Raw genomic sequence first — 16,890 nt, 5'->3', positions numbered from 1 at the left:
GCCTGTGCGAGCCGCAAACTACGAAGCTCCTCCCCATTTCACTCGACGCTGCAACCGTCCAAGAAGAAAGTCCGCCAGCAAAGCCAGCAGAGCGGCCGGAATGGCACCCGCATATAATCTTGCAGGATTGTCCATATTGATCCCCGCATAAATCTCCCTGCCCAACCCTTCACCCCCGATTAAAGGAGCTATCGTAGCAACCCCAATGGCGATTACGGCAGCAATCTGGATCCCTGTAAATATAAAGGGCAGTGCGAGCGGGAGCTGGACCCGAAACAGCAGCTGCATTCCGCTCATTCCAACCCCCCGTCCCGCTTCTAATAACGCCGGATTGACTTGCGTCAAGCCTACGTAAGTATTGCGAATAACAGGCAGCAAGGAATACAGGAACAGCCCTATCACAACAGAGGTGAAGCCAAGCCCGAATACGATCATCAATAAAACAAGCAGAGCCATGCTTGGGAATACTTGAATCACATTAGCCAGAACCAGGATCGGGTTAGCCAGCCTCGGAACACGCGCGGCCACGATCCCAAGAGGGACACCGACCGCGAGAGCCAGCAGCAAGCCGAACAGCACCATCAAGATATGCTGGTACGCAAGCTCTAACAAATAGGAGCCATTCTCCCCCACATACCGAAAAAACAAATCCATACGCACCTCTCCTTCTTTATTGAAGCAATCCGACCTTCCGCAAATATTCTTCAGCTACTTTTCTTTCATTGCGCTTATTCACATCGACCTCATAATTGAGCTCGATCATGGTTTTCACATCGATTTTGCCCGCGAGCATATTGATGATCTCATTCAACTCGGGATGCTTGGACAATATATCATTCCGGACAACCGGCGCGGCATCATAAGGCGGAAAAAACTGCTTATCGTCCTGAAGCGACTTCAGGTTATACTCCTTGATTCGTGAGTCGGTAGAGTAAGCCAGTACGATATCGACGTTGTTGCTAGCAACTGCTTTGTATACTAAAGCCACTTCCATCGGCAGTGTCTTTCCGAAGGTTATCCCGTAATGTTTGCGGAAGGCCGGGTAGCCGTCACTCTGCCTCTCAAGCCACGTCGTATCAACTCCTAGTGTCATATCGGCAGCCTTGGGACCGACATCGGAAATTTTCTCAAAATGATTCTGCTTGGCAAGCTCATCCCTGACCGTAAAGGCATACGTATTCTCAAACCCATACGGATCGAACCAATGGATACCAAAATATTTGTCAAAGCCTTCCCTTGCCTGCCGAAGCACACTTGCCCGGTCTTTGGTCGGCTGTACCGGAAAATAGTTATCGAAGATCATCCCGGTATACAGGACCGCCATTTGAATATCCTTGTTCTTCATAGCTTGAAATACTACAGTACTGGATGCCAAATCCGGCAGGACGTCGACCTTAAGATCGGTACGGCTTTCAATAAGCAGCTTATGCATCTGCGCGAGAATTTTGGGCTCCGAAAAGGTCTGGGTACCGATAATAATCGTATCTTTCTTTCCGCAGCCGGACAGCAATGCCGAGAAAGCCGCTCCCAACATGAGCAGAACGAAAATAGGCCTGAATCTGTTCATCGGCTTCCCCCCCGGGAGGCTTTGGTGCGGCGGGCTGCCGGGTTGGCGCTGGAGGTGACCCATTTTTCCGCCAGACTGAGAATAAAATCTGTTACTAAAGCCAGTATCACGGCCAGGATGGCTCCGGTAACAATGAGTTCCTTTTTATTCGTGCCCATCCCTGAAAAGATCAATTGCCCAAGCCCTCCTGCACCAATTAATGTCGCCAAGGTTGCCCAGCTTATGATATACACCGTCGTCACCCGGATCCCCGACATGATGTAAGGAAAGGCCAAGGGAAGCTGAATACGAAGCAGTGTCTGGGTTTTGTTATACCCCATTCCTCTCGCCGCCTCCAGCAGATTCGGGTCGACCGACTGAAAGCCGGCGAAGGTATTGCGTAATATCGGCATCAAGGAATACAGAAATAATGCAAAGATAGCAGGAGTTCTGCCTACCCCTAACAGCGGAATTAAAATCGCAAGAAGCGCAAGGCTCGGTATCGTCTGTAAAATGTTGGCAATTACAAAGACGAGTTGGTTCAACCAACCTATCCGGTTCCCCGCCAATAAAATACCGATAGGAATCGCAATAATCGCACCGAGCAGCACAGAAACGAAGGAAATCATCAAATGCTCCTTGAGCGCTTGAAAAATATCCGCCTGCCGGCTGGCCAAAAAATCGAAGTAGGAGCCCATCATCCCTTTTCCTCCTCCCTCTCATCCGCAGTTCCCATATCCGCAGAAGGATTTTCATCTTGCACCTGCTCATTAACGTCCTCCGCCGGCGTGTAGACTTCGGCAAGGTGCCGCACGATACTGCCTTTGGTCATTAATCCCGCAAATTTGCCTTCCCGAACAACGGGTATGTAGGGCAAGCCCCGCTCATTCATGATCGTGATCGCCGTCATTAGAGGCGTACCGGACTCGACTACGTGCTCGAAAGGCTTCATCACATCCGCCAAGGTTGCATTTTCCTCCCGATACCGGTCCAGTACCTGGAATATCGTTGCATACCCGAGTAAAACGCGATTCCGATCCACAATAATCAGGGAATCCACTCGGCGCTTCTCCATCAATTTGATGGCTTCCGCCATCCCTCGGGTCGGATAGGCTATGACCGCATTTTCCGTTAACACTTCATCAACGGAAATGGATTCGCCCGGTGCTTCGGTCTGAAGCCTCTTTTCTCCAATAAAGCTTTTGACGAACTCATTAGCCGGGTGACGTAAAATATGCTCCGGGCGTCCCTTCTGAACGACTTCCCCGTCCTTCATAAGGACAATCGTATCCGCAATCTTCAAAGCCTCATCCATATCGTGGGTAACGAACACAATGGTCTGCTTCAGCTCTTGCTGAAGGCGTACCAGATCCTCCTGCAGCTGCTCCCGGCTGATCGGATCCAATGCGCTGAACGGTTCATCCAGCAAGATAATATCCGGATTGGCCGCAAGAGCGCGAATAATGCCGATACGCTGCTGCTGTCCTCCGCTGAGCTCCGCGGGATAGCGATTACGGTAAGTCTCCGGTTCCAGATTCACCAGCTGCAGCAGTTCATCGACCCTGCTGTCGATACGAGCCTTATCCCAATGCAGCAGCTTAGGGACTACAGCAACATTAGCCGCTATGGTCATGTGAGGAAACAGACCAATATTTTGAATGACATACCCGATACTGCGCCGCAGCTCTACAGGATCGATGGTCGAGATATCTTTTCCCCGTATAAGTACTTTCCCCTTACTAGGATTGTTCAGACGATTAATCAGCTTCATCAGTGTGGTTTTCCCGCAGCCGCTTGGGCCGATCAGAACCGTCATTTCTCCCTCTTTAAATTCGAGATTGATGTCTTTGAGGGCGACATATCCGTCTTCATATCGTTTCATTACATGTTCAAAACGAATCATCCGCTGCCATCACTCCTTCATTGTATAGGTTTACCCTAATCAGCCTTAATTGAAACATGAAAGAGAGGAATGGCCGTTGCAAAAAAAAGACCTCATTCTCTGAGGTCTTTCAATCGTTTGGTCCAAAAGCCGCCGCGGAAGGTACGGGGCTCGTAGGAAATCACAAAGGCTTTGGGCGCCAAGTCCTGAATGAGCTGCATGAGACGCTTCTCTTGATTGCGTTTCGTCAGCACCTGCATGACAAGCCGCGGGCCATCTCTTCCTTCCGCCATCCAGCTGGTGACGCCGTAGCCCTTTTCCCTAAGCGTAATTGGCAATTGAGTGGATTCGTAATTCACGACGATTTGCAGCGTAGAATAGCCTAAGGCAATCCATTCTTCTATCTTAATGCCCAGCCACACGCCGGCCCCCCATCCGATACAATAAGCGGCCAGATTCAGAGGCTGATTAATATTTTGCAGCACAATATTTAATGCCATTAAATAGACAAACACCTCGAACATACTGATGAAAGAAGCAAGCAGCCTTCTGGCCTTCATAACGAGAATGATTCGAATCGTAAACAGGGATACATAGACAACGTTCATAACCACAATCGTAATAATGGTTTCCAGAGCGTTCATAGCTGCCTCTCTCCTAACATGTTGTAATGTACGGTCTGTCTTGACTGCCCTTATTGTACCCTATTCCCCGTTCGGTTCCAAATGAGGGGACTTGAGTGCTCAGTCCTCGGCTTTCTTTTCTATGGTCAGACCCTTTACATATTTTCGATTCATAAGCTTGCGCTTTTTCCGGTCATCTTTGCTCTCAAACACTATATCCAGATCGTAATTCTCCGGGTACAAATCCTTGCCTTCGATATGAAGAGAAAGACGTTTTTTATTAATCTTAAAACGCTGCTTCTGAATCAGTACGCCCACTATTCCTTTGGCATCCTCCAGTTCACACACAATACCGGTTCGGCCCATGTAAGGGATATACACGCTGTCGCCTAATTGAAATGATCTGGAATGGGAAGCTTTGCTAGTGGATGTGGAAGGCTGTTCCACTTCTACCGAGACAGCAGGAACAAGAGGCCGCTCTGCCTCTTGCTCCTCTGGCTTCAAATGGTCGAATGTGAAGCCGCTATCGGCAATAGCTCTGGAACGATGAACGATCTGTTCGGGTATGCCAAGCTTCAGAGCAATCAAGAACGCATAGCTTTGTCCGGCTTCGCCTATTCTCAAACGGTACAAAGGCTGAAGCGTTTCGGCATCGAATTCCATACGGGCATTTTCGAAGCCTGGTGCTGCTTCCGCAAAATTTTTGATTTCACTAAAATGAGTTGTGGCCACCACCGTGGTTCCTCTTCTATGCAGCTCTTCCAGGATGGCTACAGATAGACCGACTCCCTCTCCCGGATCAGTACCGGAAGCCATCTCATCAATCAGCACCAAGGTCGACCGGTTGGCAATCCGCAGAATATCGATGATGTTACGGATATGAGCCGAGAACGTGCTCAGCGCATGCTCGATGCTTTGGCCGTCACCGATATCCACGGCGATATTCGAAAATATCGACATCATGCTTCCTTCCCTCACAGGGATCAGGAGTCCCGATTGTACCATTGCTGTTAATAAACCGACGGTTTTTAAAGCCAGTGTCTTGCCTCCGGTATTCGGGCCTGTAATAATGAGGGACTGGAACGAGCGTCCGATAACAAAATCCAGCGGAACCATTCGTTCCCCCATCAGCGGATGACGCGCCTCGCTAAAATCCATGATGCCCTGATCGTTAAGCTCCACATTAGCGCCCCCTACCGCTAAGGCGTACTTCGCTTTGGCAAAGATAAAATCGTAGGTTCCTACGGTTTCTACATTGATTTCCAATTCATGTGCGTACCCCTCGGCTTCCGCGGTTAAATCACTAAGCACCTTCAGCTCTTCACGCGCCTCCTCCGCCCTCAAAGCCGAAAGCTCAACCTGCAGGCTCATAATTTCCGCCGGCTCAATGTAGACGGTCTGGCCGCTGGCCGACTCATCTAGGACACTGCCCTTGACAAGCTTCCGATGCTCCTTCTTGATAGGCAGCACATACCGTCCGTTTCGCGTACTAAGAAGCTGCTCCTGCAAAATGCTCCTATGCTTGCTCATCAGGGAATCCAGCTTTCCTTTCAGCCGATCTTCATACACAGCCAATCTTTTGCGGACCTTCAATAGCTCCTTGCTCGCGGAATCAACCACTCTTCCTCCGCGGATACTTCTGTCGATAGCCCCCTTCAACGAGTTCAACTCGTGAAGCGAAGCTGCATAAGAGCTAACTTTGGGTGCGGCATCCTGCTTGGACGCCATGTATTTGGCGAGCTGAGCGCAGCTTGTTAAGAATTGATGCATATGCATAAAGTCTTTCTCATTTAACACATAGCCGGTGCCCAGCAATTGCATAACGGGTTCAATCCCCTCCAAGGAAGGGATCGGTACGCTTGCGCCGAATCGAAGCATAGCTTTGGCTTCCGCCGTTTCGTCCAGCTTTTGCCGAATCACTTTGATCCCCGTCATCGGCAGCAATTGCTCAACATGCTGTTTCCCTCTATAGGAAACCGCGTATTGAAGAAGTATTTCTTTAATACGATGAAATTCCAGACGTTGCAAAGCTTGTTCTTGCATGATCTTTCTCTCCTTTACTGTCAATGAAATGCAAAAAGAGCGCAGAATGAACTTCGTCATTCTCCGCTCTCAAATCGCAGCTCTAAACCGGCATCCTTGTATAAACAAAAAAATCCGCGCCGAAAAAACAGCACGGATAAGGATACGCAGTTTAGAGTTACCCTTAGGCATTGTATGATATCCGTTGTTCTTAACTAATTCCGAGGCTTGAAAAATCCCATAACAAATAGAAATGCATTAAATCGCATTTTCAAAAGATAATAGGGTCTCTTCTTCAAGAACCTCCATATGGAATTGATTAGTTAAGAACGCTCACCGACATCAAAATCTCTCCTTTAAAGGGAATATGTTTACTATAGCCAATTCATCATTAGAAGTCAATCATGATTTAACATTCATGGAAGATAACAGGAATCTAAAAGTCTTTCCATGTAAAATCAATCGACAGGACGCCGACCGCCTCTTCTTTTGCCTGCCAATTCGTCGAAGCAGCTGCATCAGGCTCACGAAAGCAAATCAAATTATCATAATGTCCGAAGGCAGCACATACTGCCGGCCTGACGGAATGAATGCCGCAGCGGTCATGGTCCAGATCATAAAATATACAAGTCCCGAAAAAACGCTGCTGTTGCTCCAGCTCCTCCCGTTTTTTAGCCGGCATGGATTGAAGCTTTTTTCTTATTTGCCGCAGCTCACGCCCCGTAACCGGAACCGGACCGCAGCAAAGTCCTCTGCAGCCTTGACATGGAAGACTCTTCATCGATTACCTCCTTAAAGTGGCCTGTCAATGGGTCATTTATGAAGCGTAAGGCCATTGACATTTCAATTAAAATGTGTTATAATAAAAAATCTTATTTATTTGTATCTGATATTCTACCATAAGTGAAACTAACATTCAAATGGGTGAACCCTAGAGACGAACGCGTTCCGAGATTCGGATACATGTTCGTCTTTTTTTAACTTCCCAACCGTTATATATCTCAAATATTGTCAATACTTTAAAGATATACGACGTAACGGAAAGGAACCCCTATGCGATCAACAGGAACCTGGTCCGAGCGCTTCAGGCTGCTCGTGCTCCATAATAAATTTACCTTTTTCTTATTGTTTCTGCTGCTTATAGGATTGAACATTTTGGTTCTTACCAAGATTAATTTTATTTTCAAGCCCTTTATTGTGCTGCTTAAAACCGTCCTGCTGCCCATAGTGCTGAGCGGCGTATTTTACTATTTGCTTAATCCGATCGTACATTATTTGGAAACCAAAAAAATCAAAAGGGTCTACACCATTCTTCTTCTGTATCTGATCATTATCGGAATCATAGCACTGCTGCTCACTATCGTGATCCCATTAATACGGGAGCAAATCCTGGGTCTCATTCAGAACATCCCTGCGTATTCCAGAATCATCAATCAGCAGTTCGAGCATCTCATGGGCAGCCAGCTAATGTACCAGCTCGCCAGTACCATTGACTTTAACTCCGAGAAGCTGATGACTACCATCTCTCAGAAAGCAACGGACGTGCTCAATCATACCTTATCGAGTTTAAGCGGCTTCCTCGGTGCAGTGACAGAAACGGTGCTTGCTATCGTTACCGTACCCTTTATTCTGTTCTACCTGTTGCTCGATGGTAACCGCCTCCCGTCTTACATTCTATCTTTCGCTCCCGTTGCCATACGTGACTCCGCTTTTAAAGTTATGGGAGAAATGAGTCACCAGATCAGCTCCTATATCCGGGGACAAATCATCGTCAGTTTTTGCATCGGATTTTTGCTTTTCATCGGGTACCAGGTGATTGGCCTTGATTTTTCACTGGTTCTGGCCGCTATAGCTGCCTGCACCAGCATCGTCCCTTATTTGGGACCCGCTATCGCCATCACACCTGCTCTAGTCGTTGCCAGCGTAACCTCGCCGGTGATGCTTTTAAAAATGATAGTCATATGGACGATCGTGCAGTTAATTGAAGGAAAATTCATTTCCCCGCAAATTATGGGCAAAACTTTGCACATTCACCCGGTAACGATCATTTTCGTTATCTTGACCGCCGGCAACCTGTTCGGCATCATAGGCATCATCCTTGCAGTTCCCGGCTACGCCGTACTGAAGGTGTTTGTTTCCCACCTGTTCCTATGGTTCAAATCCAAGTCGGGCTTGTACGAAATCCGGGAGTAGCCGACGTGTTCCCAAAGATTGAAAAAAGCTTACACCTCATCCCCATGGATGTGATGTAAGCTTTTTTATTATGGACTATCGGCACATCTTATAGCGCCTCGTGCTCTTGGATATAGCTTAGCAAACGGTCGCAGCCCTCGCTAACCATATCATATACTTCATCAAAGTTCCCTGTATAGTAAGGATCGGGTACATCTTCGACTGAACGGTCGGGGACAAACTCCAGCAGCTTTTTCAGAACCGTCTTGGAGCCGGATGGCATCATCGCCTTGAGGTTGCTCATATTGCTGGAATCCATGGCAATGATGTAATCGAATCGGCCGAAATCGGCCGGTCCTGTTTGCCGTGCCTGAATTCCGCTATAGTCGATGCGATGCCGGTCCAGTATCCCGCGGGTGCCTTGATGCGGCGGATGACCGACATGCCAGTCTCCCGTTCCGGCTGAGTCCACCTCGATCTTATGGTCCAAACCGGCTGATTTGACTTTAGCGCGAAAAACAGCCTCCGCCATCGGTGAACGGCATATATTTCCTAAACATACGAACAGAACGCGAATCATGGAATGATCCTCCGCTTTAAGATTGAAGTGCTTGCTGCTTCACTTCAAGCATCCAGCCGAACGGATCTTGCACCTTCCCTTGTTGAATGGAAGTCAATGTATCATACAGCTTCTGGGACAGCTCTCCCGTTTGACCGTTATTAATGATCATTTGGTGGCCGTTGTAATACAGGTCGCCGACAGGCGAGATTACCGCAGCCGTTCCTGTACCGAACGCTTCCTCCAAGGTTCCGTTCTTATGAGCTTCGACGATTTCATCGATGCTGATTTGACGCTCTTCGACAGGAACATTCCAATGCTTAAGCAGCTGGATCATCGAATTCCGGGTAATCCCGTCCAAAATGCTGCCGCTAAGCTCCGGAGTAACGACCGTGCCGTTAATTTTGAAGAACACGTTCATGCTGCCCACTTCTTCGATATACTTCTTGTGAACGCCGTCAAGCCATAGTACTTGGGAGTACCCTTTGGCTGTAGCTTCTTCCTGCGCTCTCAAGCCGCTTGCATAGTTACCTGCAGTCTTCGCATTACCTGTACCGCCTTTTACGGCACGAACATAGTCGGATTCGACATAGATTTTTACCGGATGGATGCCTTCCGCATAGTAAGCGCCAACCGGAGACATGATGATCATAAATTTATAGTTCAACGACGGGGATACCCCCAAGGTAGCTTGGTCGGCAATGATGAACGGACGAATATATAACGAATTGCCTTCCAGAGAAGGAATCCAGTCTTGGTCCACCTGGATAAGCTGCTTCAGAGCTTCGAGGCAAACCTCGCCGTCGATGGCCGGGATGCTCATGCGTTCGTTGGAACGGTTCAGTCTTTTGAAGTTTTGATCCGGACGGAACAAAAGAATTCTACCGTCGGAGCCTTTATATGCCTTAAGCCCTTCAAATACGGTCTGGCCGTAATGAAACACTTTCGCAGCAGGGTCCATCATAATAGGCTGGTATGGAATGATGCGAGGGTCGTACCAGCCGCGGCCTTCTTCATAATCCATAATGAACATATGGTCCGTAAAATATTTACCGAAAGGAAGCTTCGCCTCATCCGGCTTTTGCTTTGGTGTTGTTGTACGTTCGATTCTGATAGAAACATTCGACATAGATAACATCCCCTTACCATAATTATCTTACTTATTAGTTGAATCGTATCACTTGATTAGGTATATTAAAAATATCTGTTTTATGGGGTTCCCATACCTATTAGGTATTGAGAAAGAAAGGAAGAGCTCATTGGATATCCGACAATTACGCTATTTTCTCGCTATCGCCCGCGAAGGCCAAATTACCCGCGCCGCCAAGGCTCTGAACATGGAGCAGCCGCCTTTAAGCCGGCAGTTAAAGCTTATGGAGCAGGAGCTCAATGTCACCTTGTTCGACCGAAATGGCAATAAGCTGAGTCTGACGCATGCCGGTGAGCTGCTTCAGCGCAAAGCCGAAAGCCTGCTGCAGCAATTCAACGAAACCATTCAAGAGGTCAAAGAGCTCGAAGAAGGCATGAGCGGCATGCTGGCTATAGGCTCCGTCGTGTCCTGCATCTCGCTTCTTCCCCCTCGAATCGAGAGGTTTCGCCAGTTAAATCCCCGGGTCACTTTCAAAATACTGGAGGGGGATCATTATTTGCTGGGCTACCATCTGGAAAAAAGACAGATCGAGCTGGTTGTGGCCCGCTTGCCGTTCGAATCCGCTTCCGAATCTCAGCCCTATTCCGTCCTGCCGCTTCCTTCAGACCCGTTCGTAACGGTTCTGCCAAGCAGTTGGTGTACGGACCCCGGCAAAGATTCGATGGACATGCTTGAGCTGGCCAATTATCCCTTCCTGACGCTCAAAACGGATAAAACGACCGGCTTGCACGAGAAAGTGATGAATGAGTGCCGCCGTCACGGCTTCGAGCCCACCGTTATATGCGAATGCTCCAGCGTAGCCATCATTATGGCGCTTGTCGAAGCAGGCATCGGAGCTACGGTATTCCCGAAATCAGTCATGGCGTCCTTCCCGCTTCCCAATGTCAAGGTTCTGACCATCCGGGATGCGGCGTTTCAATCGGATGTCGGCTTATTATGGCTGAAGGACCGCTATTTGTCTAAAACCGCCCGGCGTTTCATCGACATTTTCTCAGAAAATCAACCCCAGGAGGATTAACCCCTTGGAGCCCACAGCATAATAGATACCCCGATGATGCAGACGGCCGCGCCGATCCAGTCGTATAGATCGGGGATTTTTTTATCGACCATCCATCCCCATAACACCGCCATAACGACAAAGACGCCACCGTAAGCGGCATATACACGTCCAAAGCTGGGAAAGCTTTGAAGGGTCGGCAGGATTCCGTACACAACCAGAATCAGGCTGCCGGCGATTCCGTAACTAAGCGGCCTGGATTCGCGAAGCCACAGCCATACCAGGTATCCCCCTCCGATTTCGGCCAACCCGGCAAGAACAAATAAGACGATGGCAAATATCATGACTCTACTCCTTATTATGCATTCTATCTCATTTTGGTCATCACTTGTATTTCGCCAGCAAGGCTTATCTCCAAGTATAAAAGCTGCTGATTTGCCTACTCTAGGTACAGGAAGGAGGATGACAAGTGGATAATGAGCAGCTTCAGAAGCTCGAGCATGAATTCGACCGAAAGCTGACGGAAGGCGAGGCTGAAGAAATCAAGCACGCCCCTGTCACGCGTACAGAGATTGAAAACCCGGATGCGCTTCCCATTGAAAACATTACGACCAGCGCAGCTCTTGGACTAATGCCTCAGGAGCATAGATACTGATTTTCGCCAAAGGCGCTATATATTTATTTTACACCATGATTCGACATCTTGCCTATGAAAATAACGATCTTCTATGTATTTTTCAAGAGATCCGAGCGGCCGTTTCACATCCGATGATCTCGGTACGCTGCCAAGTCTAGTGAAAATAAAAAAGCTGCCCGATAATAACTATCATCAGGGCAGCTTTTGACTGCTTAGAAAGCAAGCTTCGGCTGAGTTACTTGCCAAGGAAGGAGTTCAGCATCCATACGTGCTTTTCCAGTCCGGCATGAATGCCCAACAGCAGATCTCCTGTTGTTTCATCCTGCTGCTCTGACGCGGCCTTCATACCGGCCTTCAGTTCCTCAATCAGGACACGGAAGTCCTGAACAAGCTTCTCTACCATTTGTTCCGCATCCTCTCCCCCTTCGGCATCTTGGACAGAGGCTAATTTCAATGCGCCTTGGAGCGTCGCCACCGGGCTGCCTCCGAGTGACAGCAGCCGTTCAGCCAATACATCGATATGCAGAGCAGCTTCCGTATACAGCTCCTCAAACTTGGTATGGAGCGTAAAGAATTGATGGCCCTTTACATACCAATGAAAGTTATGCAGCTTGATATGCAGCACAGTCCAGTTAGCAATTTGACGGTTTAAGATCTCGTTCAGGTTTGTACTCATGATGATATCCCTCCTAATTGATTAATGTTGTGCGGCTTGAAGCCTGGACTCTGCGTTCTCCAAAAAACGCTCGCAATCCAGGGCTGCCATACATCCTGTTCCTGCTGCGCTTATAGCTTGGCGGTAGCGGCTGTCTTGTACGTCTCCGCAGGCAAATACGCCTGGAATGTTCGTCTCGGTTGTGCCTGGCTTCACCAGCAAATAACCGTGATCATCCGTAGTCAGCTGACCATCGAGGAACTTGGTATTCGGTGTGTGGCCGATGGCAATGAAGATCCCGTTCGTCTCGATAATTTCCTCTAAGCCTGTCTCGTTATTTCTGACCTTCAGACCCGTTACCCCTTGCTCTCCGCTAACGACTTCCAATGGGGTCCGGTTTAGGCTCCAGCTGATTTTAGGGTTTTGTTTGGCGCGGTCCTGCATAATTTTCGATGCGCGCAGCTCGTTTCGGCGATTAACCACGATCACTTCCGATGCGAATCGGGTCAGGAAGTTCGCCTCTTCCATCGCGGAATCTCCGCCGCCGACCACGATGATTTTTTTATTGCGGAAGAAAAAGCCATCACAGGTTGCGCAGGTGCTGACACCGCGGCCGACATTATCTCTCTCGCCCGGAATGCCCAAATATTTGGCGGAAGCCCCGGTCGATACGATAACCGACTCGGCTTGAATTTCCCCCATGCCTTCCACCCAAAGGGTAAACGGACGTTTGGAGAAATCGACTTTGTTCACCCAGCCGGTTTTGAATTGAGCGCCAAATCGTTCCGCCTGCTTACGCATATTCGCCATCAATTCCGGTCCCATGATTCCTTCAGGAAATCCCGGGAAGTTCTCGACCTCTGTCGTCGTCGTTAATTGACCGCCTGGCTCCGGTCCTTCAATCACCAAAGGGTTCAGATTGGCTCTTGCCAAATAGATTGCAGAAGTTAATCCCCCTGGGCCTGTTCCAATTATCACTGTTTTGTACATAAAGAGCGCCTCCTTAAGCTGTTCTTTGTTTATATTTAAACTATGTCTAAAATTGATTTGGTAAATGTATCTTAACACTCTGCTGAGCAAGTTTCATGAAGATCTGATGAAGACACTATGAATATTTCATGAAGAGATTTCCAGAAGGATTCCAGATCCATTTTCATAAAAAAAAGGTGAGCATTAGACTTGCGTAAAAAATAAAAAACCGTACCTTGTAAGATACGGTTGAAGTATTCCTGTTAAGATCGTTCTCTCGCCAGCTTCGGCTGCACCGGCACGTTGGATTCCAGTCCATCCTGCTGCCGGGACAGCTGAAACAGCATGAACCAGATGAGCACGAAGCCTGCGATTTGTGCCATTGTAATGGCTTGATGAAAGACGAGCCAGTTGACAAAAACGCCGATAGCCGGGAAAAACAGCTCTGCCAATGTCGCAAAAGAGGCCTTCGTATTGGATAACCCCCGATAATACAGCAGTAAGCTGAACAAACCGGGCAAGAAGGCTTGCAGCACCAGGTTAATCGATACTCCCGCCCAATCGCCGGCCTGAGTCGGGAAGTGCCATGCTTCTCCGCCTAACCAGGTGGTGAAGAACAGCAGCGGCAGCGCAAGAATGAACCGAAGCGCAGTTACTGATTCGAATGGCAGCTTATCCAGCAGAAGCCGTCCCATGACGGTCGAACCGCCCCATAATGCAGCCGCTCCTATAGATAGCAGGCCTCCTACGACCCCAAATTCCGATAGTCCATTGAACGGAAACGATACACCGAAGGTTAGCAGATAGGTTCCCACAAGAGCCATCACAATAAAGATGGAGAACTTCGCGGGCAATTTCTCCTTCAAGATCCATCTAGCCATCAGAATTGCGAATAACGGCTGAAGCTTCTGCAGCAGCAGGACACCGTTCAGGTTGCCATGAGCAAAAGCGGAGGTAAACATGATCGTTGCAATGGCGGAACCGCCCCAAGAGATAAATATAAGCGCGACAATGTGCTTGAGTGTCAAGCCATGGATTTTGCTTCGATATATCCATAACACCGGTACGGAATATAAAAGCAGGATGAGATGCTCCATTAATACGATTTGCGATGATGTGAAAAATTTCAGAAGCAATATTCGAAACAAGGGGTCTACTCCCCATAAAGCGGCTCCTAGCGCTACGAGCCATACCCCGCTCCGGCTGCCAGGCTTAGAACGTTCCGGACTTTCCGGTGATGCTGTCAATGTGTGTTCCATCCCCATAACCTCCTGTTATTATAAAAGGAAGCTTCGAAAGAAAGACAGCCCCGTTATCAGCAATGTGACAACGGGGCGTACTTAAACAGGCATGGATCTGGAAAAATTTTCATACGAAAATAAACGTACCAGAAATACACGCTTGTTCTGACCTTCTCCCATCCGGACTGTACCGTCGGCTTTGGAATTTCACCAAATCAGTCGTTAATTGCCAATTTAAGCAGATTAACGAGTCGCGGGCTGCAGGCAATAATTTTGCCTTTCACCGCCGGTTGGGAATTTCACCCTACCCCGAAGATCGACCAATATTCTATTTTTTCCATTCCTCATATGTCTTATGGTGCTTCATTAATCAACACGGTTCAGGCAAAAGAGGCTTTGTATTACAAATTGGGTCGATACGAACTTCCTTAAACGAATTATATAGCAACTATATAAATAAAAGCAATACCCTAATAAAGATTGCCGTGTCCTTTGTCCTCCTAGCTGAACTCATCCCTCAGAGCCTATCGCTCGATGCCCCGGAATAATCAAGAGCACCGATGCAGATTCTAAGAAAGCAGGAGCAATAATGAAAACGGAGGAAGCTATGGACAACAATCGACAAGACGACCTGATTGAAAAAGAAATCGAAGCCACCGACACGGGATCAGTTCCGGAAGGCGTGAAGCCCTACGTCGACATCATTGGAGATGAGAAGATGGATGCGTTCGGTAATCCGGCATCCAATTTTGAGCAATAACAAGGAGGACTCTTTCGTTGGATAAAGAGCAAGCAAGAAAACAAGTGCGGGCCATCTCTGATGCTACCGATGTGTTGAATACCCCGGAAGAGCTTGAAGCCTACAACCAGCTTATCGAGGAATCGGAGAGGACTACGCCTGAAACCTGTAGAGCCAGTCTCGACGGCAACTGATAACCTTCAAAACCGCCTATAATTAGGTGGTTTTATTTATTGGGTACGCCTCCACGCATTTGCGGCAAATGCACACTTGGCCCCTCAACGCTGCCGTGATTTGGTCCCGCAAGGCTTGAGGAACCTTGGTATGAAAACACCAGCAATCGCCGCTGCCGACGCTGCATTCATTCACACCGCCGCATAAAGGGCATCTCTTTCCGTTATGAAGATCGCTGCTCATCCCCATCCCCCTCGTATCGGAAATTTGAGTAACCTTCTGATTCCCTTTGATATCACTACATATTACAAATAGGAATGAAGGTTGATTCCATATAAAAAAATTTACGCTGACGACGGTAATATACCGAAGCCAGCGTAGTCTCGCTTAATGAGTTATTTGATTTCATCCACCGGAAAAGGCTATTTAGTCTGTACTTTCAAATCCGGCGTCAACGTGATATTGCTCTTTGGCTTCTCAATTTTACCGCTTTCTTTCAAGTATTTCTCAACCAGCATATCCGCAGGGACTCCTCTGACCTCCATCCAGCTAATGTAAACATCACCGAAGGTTTTTTCAAAATAGTCCGATGTAAGAGAGTTATTGAATTCAGCAAATAGTTTATGTACATTCGAAAGCTTTCCCTGCAATTTCTTTCCGTTAGAGTCGGTCCACTGGATGATTTGATCAGGATCAAAATCTCGGGCATCTTCAATCTGAACCTGGATAGAAATGATAGTACCTCTACTATTGTTTTTAAAATAAATTCTGGCTATATCTTCATACTCATGTCCTTTTAAAATTTCCCAGCCCGCCATATCACCTTCTGCTGGAACTGCATAAAGACCGCTTCCCGTTGCAGTGTCGACAGGCTGAGGTTCAGGAGCATTAGTTTCTGCAGGAGGCTCCGGCTCGGTAACATTAGTTTCTGCAGGAAGCTCTGAGGAGTCCCCTTCCTTTCTTTGCCCTATGTATGCAGTTGAAGTTACTTCATCGAATGCCACCGGCATATCGAGTGACTCAGCCACAGCTCTCATAGCAACATAGGTAGTACCATTATATAAAATGTTGTTTTGTGCAATTTCTTTGCCATGAACCTTTACCTTAACGGTATTTAAATCTACCGCTATCTTATCATTTTTCTTGGGCATGATCGGATCATGGCTTGGAGTCGCGGGCTTCATGACATCCCATGAAGCTATATCTGAGTTCCCGGGAGAAAATTCGCCTGCACCTATTTGTCCAATATAGGCTGTTTTCGTTTTATCATAATAGTTGGCGGCAATGCCCAGCATGGCAGCTACATCTCGTATAGGAATATACGTAGTCCCCTGATAAAGAATATTATTGCTGTTCACGGTTTCCCCGTTGACCTTGACGGTGATTTGATTAAAGCCAACATCGATCTGTTGTGATTGCTGGGCATAAACCGCGCTTTGTGACGAAATGAGCAGAATGGCGCCAAATGCCAGGACTTTTAATCTACTTTTCAATTCACACACTCCTCTAATAGGATAGATTTCC

The 16,890-nt window shown here is 47.9% G+C and carries 20 protein-coding genes and 1 riboswitch; of the genes, 5 read left to right on the top strand and 15 right to left on the bottom strand.

Annotation, left to right across the window (positions count from 1 at the left end):
* Positions 1-18 precede the first annotated feature (18 nt).
* The 7 genes from GGC63_RS07730 to GGC63_RS07700 form a co-directional block, all read right to left on the bottom strand.
* Positions 19-654, bottom strand: a complete 636-nt coding sequence (locus GGC63_RS07730) for an ABC transporter permease (protein ID WP_079909418.1) — start codon at positions 652-654, stop codon at positions 19-21.
* Positions 655-670: 16 nt separating this feature from the next.
* Positions 671-1,567: a glycine betaine ABC transporter substrate-binding protein gene (locus GGC63_RS07725; protein ID WP_225948015.1), complete on the bottom strand. Its 897-nt coding sequence runs from the start codon at positions 1,565-1,567 to the stop codon at positions 671-673.
* A complete protein-coding gene (locus tag GGC63_RS07720; protein ID WP_192701843.1) occupies positions 1,564-2,244 on the bottom strand; it encodes an ABC transporter permease in 681 nt (226 codons plus the stop codon). Before GGC63_RS07720 ends, GGC63_RS07725 begins: the two co-directional genes overlap by 4 nt.
* A complete protein-coding gene (locus GGC63_RS07715; RefSeq protein WP_192701785.1) occupies positions 2,244-3,449 on the bottom strand; it encodes an ABC transporter ATP-binding protein in 1,206 nt (401 codons plus the stop codon). The genes GGC63_RS07720 and GGC63_RS07715 overlap by 1 nt, the downstream gene beginning before the upstream one ends.
* A 92-nt stretch (positions 3,450-3,541) precedes the next feature.
* Positions 3,542-4,072, bottom strand: coding sequence for a DUF2179 domain-containing protein (locus GGC63_RS07710; RefSeq protein WP_079909415.1), 531 nt, complete (start codon positions 4,070-4,072; stop codon positions 3,542-3,544).
* A gap of 99 nt (positions 4,073-4,171) precedes the next feature.
* Complete coding sequence (locus GGC63_RS07705) at positions 4,172-6,094, bottom strand: endonuclease MutS2 (RefSeq protein ID WP_192701784.1); 1,923 nt, start codon at positions 6,092-6,094, stop codon at positions 4,172-4,174.
* 415 nt (positions 6,095-6,509) lie between these two features.
* The gene (locus GGC63_RS07700) at positions 6,510-6,854 is read right to left on the bottom strand and encodes a YkgJ family cysteine cluster protein (protein ID WP_079909413.1); all 345 of its coding nucleotides are present in this window, start codon (positions 6,852-6,854) and stop codon (positions 6,510-6,512) included.
* A gap of 272 nt (positions 6,855-7,126) precedes the next feature.
* On the opposite strand from GGC63_RS07700, the gene GGC63_RS07695 reads away from it, so the two are divergent.
* A complete protein-coding gene (locus GGC63_RS07695) occupies positions 7,127-8,266 on the top strand; it encodes an AI-2E family transporter (RefSeq protein ID WP_192701783.1) in 1,140 nt (379 codons plus the stop codon).
* A gap of 88 nt (positions 8,267-8,354) precedes the next feature.
* Here the strand turns inward: GGC63_RS07695 and GGC63_RS07690 are convergent, their stop codons facing one another.
* Entirely contained in the window at positions 8,355-8,825 is a 471-nt protein-coding gene (locus GGC63_RS07690; protein WP_192701782.1) for a low molecular weight protein-tyrosine-phosphatase, read from the bottom strand.
* Positions 8,826-8,841: 16 nt separating this feature from the next.
* Positions 8,842-9,933: a branched-chain amino acid aminotransferase gene (locus GGC63_RS07685; protein WP_192701781.1), complete on the bottom strand. Its 1,092-nt coding sequence runs from the start codon at positions 9,931-9,933 to the stop codon at positions 8,842-8,844.
* 130 nt (positions 9,934-10,063) lie between these two features.
* Here GGC63_RS07685 and GGC63_RS07680 point away from each other — a divergent pair, with 130 nt between their 5' ends.
* Entirely contained in the window at positions 10,064-10,972 is a 909-nt protein-coding gene (locus tag GGC63_RS07680) for a LysR family transcriptional regulator (protein ID WP_192701780.1), read from the top strand.
* On the opposite strand, the gene GGC63_RS07675 is transcribed toward GGC63_RS07680, so the two are convergent.
* Complete coding sequence (locus tag GGC63_RS07675; protein ID WP_192701779.1) at positions 10,969-11,295, bottom strand: YnfA family protein; 327 nt, start codon at positions 11,293-11,295, stop codon at positions 10,969-10,971. The genes GGC63_RS07680 and GGC63_RS07675 overlap by 4 nt on opposite strands.
* Positions 11,296-11,420: 125 nt before the next feature.
* Between GGC63_RS07675 and GGC63_RS07670 the strand changes: the two genes are divergently transcribed.
* Entirely contained in the window at positions 11,421-11,606 is a 186-nt protein-coding gene (locus GGC63_RS07670) for a hypothetical protein (RefSeq protein WP_079909407.1), read from the top strand.
* Between the two features lie 217 nt (positions 11,607-11,823).
* On the opposite strand, the gene GGC63_RS07665 is transcribed toward GGC63_RS07670, so the two are convergent.
* The 3 genes from GGC63_RS07665 to GGC63_RS07655 all read right to left on the bottom strand — a co-directional run bounded on the left by GGC63_RS07665 (position 11,824) and on the right by GGC63_RS07655 (position 14,471).
* A complete protein-coding gene (locus tag GGC63_RS07665; protein ID WP_079909406.1) occupies positions 11,824-12,264 on the bottom strand; it encodes a Dps family protein in 441 nt (146 codons plus the stop codon).
* A gap of 21 nt (positions 12,265-12,285) precedes the next feature.
* On the bottom strand, positions 12,286-13,233 hold the full coding sequence (gene trxB / locus GGC63_RS07660; protein WP_192701778.1) for a thioredoxin-disulfide reductase: 948 nt from the start codon (positions 13,231-13,233) through the stop codon (positions 12,286-12,288).
* 242 nt (positions 13,234-13,475) lie between these two features.
* Positions 13,476-14,471 (bottom strand): DMT family transporter, encoded by a 996-nt coding sequence (locus tag GGC63_RS07655; RefSeq protein ID WP_079909404.1) that lies wholly within the window; start codon positions 14,469-14,471, stop codon positions 13,476-13,478.
* A gap of 146 nt (positions 14,472-14,617) precedes the next feature.
* Positions 14,618-14,774: riboswitch (FMN riboswitch) on the bottom strand.
* Between the two features lie 268 nt (positions 14,775-15,042).
* On the opposite strand from GGC63_RS07655, the gene GGC63_RS07650 reads away from it, so the two are divergent.
* Together GGC63_RS07650 and GGC63_RS07645 are read left to right on the top strand one after the other, a co-directional pair.
* Complete coding sequence (locus GGC63_RS07650; RefSeq protein WP_179135916.1) at positions 15,043-15,213, top strand: hypothetical protein; 171 nt, start codon at positions 15,043-15,045, stop codon at positions 15,211-15,213.
* A 17-nt stretch (positions 15,214-15,230) separates the two neighbouring features.
* Positions 15,231-15,386, top strand: a complete 156-nt coding sequence (locus GGC63_RS07645; protein WP_192701777.1) for a hypothetical protein — start codon at positions 15,231-15,233, stop codon at positions 15,384-15,386.
* 22 nt (positions 15,387-15,408) lie between these two features.
* Here GGC63_RS07645 and GGC63_RS07640 read toward each other — a convergent pair whose 3' ends face one another.
* Together GGC63_RS07640 and GGC63_RS07635 are read right to left on the bottom strand one after the other, a co-directional pair.
* On the bottom strand, positions 15,409-15,609 hold the full coding sequence (locus GGC63_RS07640; RefSeq protein WP_192701776.1) for a cysteine-rich CWC family protein: 201 nt from the start codon (positions 15,607-15,609) through the stop codon (positions 15,409-15,411).
* A 179-nt stretch (positions 15,610-15,788) separates the two neighbouring features.
* Entirely contained in the window at positions 15,789-16,859 is a 1,071-nt protein-coding gene (locus GGC63_RS07635; RefSeq protein WP_192701775.1) for a stalk domain-containing protein, read from the bottom strand.
* Positions 16,860-16,890: the final 31 nt, after the last annotated feature.

The organism is Paenibacillus sp. OAS669, from assembly GCF_014873645.1.
GTDB lineage: Bacteria > Bacillota > Bacilli > Paenibacillales > NBRC-103111 > Paenibacillus_S > Paenibacillus_S vulneris.
This window is presented reverse-complemented; position numbering and strand designations above follow the sequence as displayed.

Bases quoted from the DNA above. Each gene is read 5' to 3' on its own strand.
- GGC63_RS07730 (WP_079909418.1), bottom strand. From the start codon at position 654: ATGGATTTGTTTTTTCGGTATGTGGGGGAGAATGGCTCCTATTTGTTA.
- GGC63_RS07725 (WP_225948015.1), bottom strand. From the start codon at position 1,567: ATGAACAGATTCAGGCCTATTTTCGTTCTGCTCATGTTGGGAGCGGCT.
- GGC63_RS07720 (WP_192701843.1), bottom strand. From the start codon at position 2,244: ATGGGCTCCTACTTCGATTTTTTGGCCAGCCGGCAGGCGGATATTTTT.
- GGC63_RS07715 (WP_192701785.1), bottom strand. From the start codon at position 3,449: ATGATTCGTTTTGAACATGTAATGAAACGATATGAAGACGGATATGTC.
- GGC63_RS07710 (WP_079909415.1), bottom strand. From the start codon at position 4,072: ATGAACGCTCTGGAAACCATTATTACGATTGTGGTTATGAACGTTGTC.
- GGC63_RS07705 (WP_192701784.1), bottom strand. From the start codon at position 6,094: ATGCAAGAACAAGCTTTGCAACGTCTGGAATTTCATCGTATTAAAGAA.
- GGC63_RS07700 (WP_079909413.1), bottom strand. From the start codon at position 6,854: ATGAAGAGTCTTCCATGTCAAGGCTGCAGAGGACTTTGCTGCGGTCCG.
- GGC63_RS07695 (WP_192701783.1), top strand. From the start codon at position 7,127: ATGCGATCAACAGGAACCTGGTCCGAGCGCTTCAGGCTGCTCGTGCTC.
- GGC63_RS07690 (WP_192701782.1), bottom strand. From the start codon at position 8,825: ATGATTCGCGTTCTGTTCGTATGTTTAGGAAATATATGCCGTTCACCG.
- GGC63_RS07685 (WP_192701781.1), bottom strand. From the start codon at position 9,933: ATGTCGAATGTTTCTATCAGAATCGAACGTACAACAACACCAAAGCAA.
- GGC63_RS07675 (WP_192701779.1), bottom strand. From the start codon at position 11,295: ATGATATTTGCCATCGTCTTATTTGTTCTTGCCGGGTTGGCCGAAATC.
- GGC63_RS07665 (WP_079909406.1), bottom strand. From the start codon at position 12,264: ATGAGTACAAACCTGAACGAGATCTTAAACCGTCAAATTGCTAACTGG.
- trxB (WP_192701778.1), bottom strand. From the start codon at position 13,233: ATGTACAAAACAGTGATAATTGGAACAGGCCCAGGGGGATTAACTTCT.
- GGC63_RS07655 (WP_079909404.1), bottom strand. From the start codon at position 14,471: ATGGAACACACATTGACAGCATCACCGGAAAGTCCGGAACGTTCTAAG.
- GGC63_RS07650 (WP_179135916.1), top strand. From the start codon at position 15,043: ATGAAAACGGAGGAAGCTATGGACAACAATCGACAAGACGACCTGATT.
- GGC63_RS07640 (WP_192701776.1), bottom strand. From the start codon at position 15,609: ATGAGCAGCGATCTTCATAACGGAAAGAGATGCCCTTTATGCGGCGGT.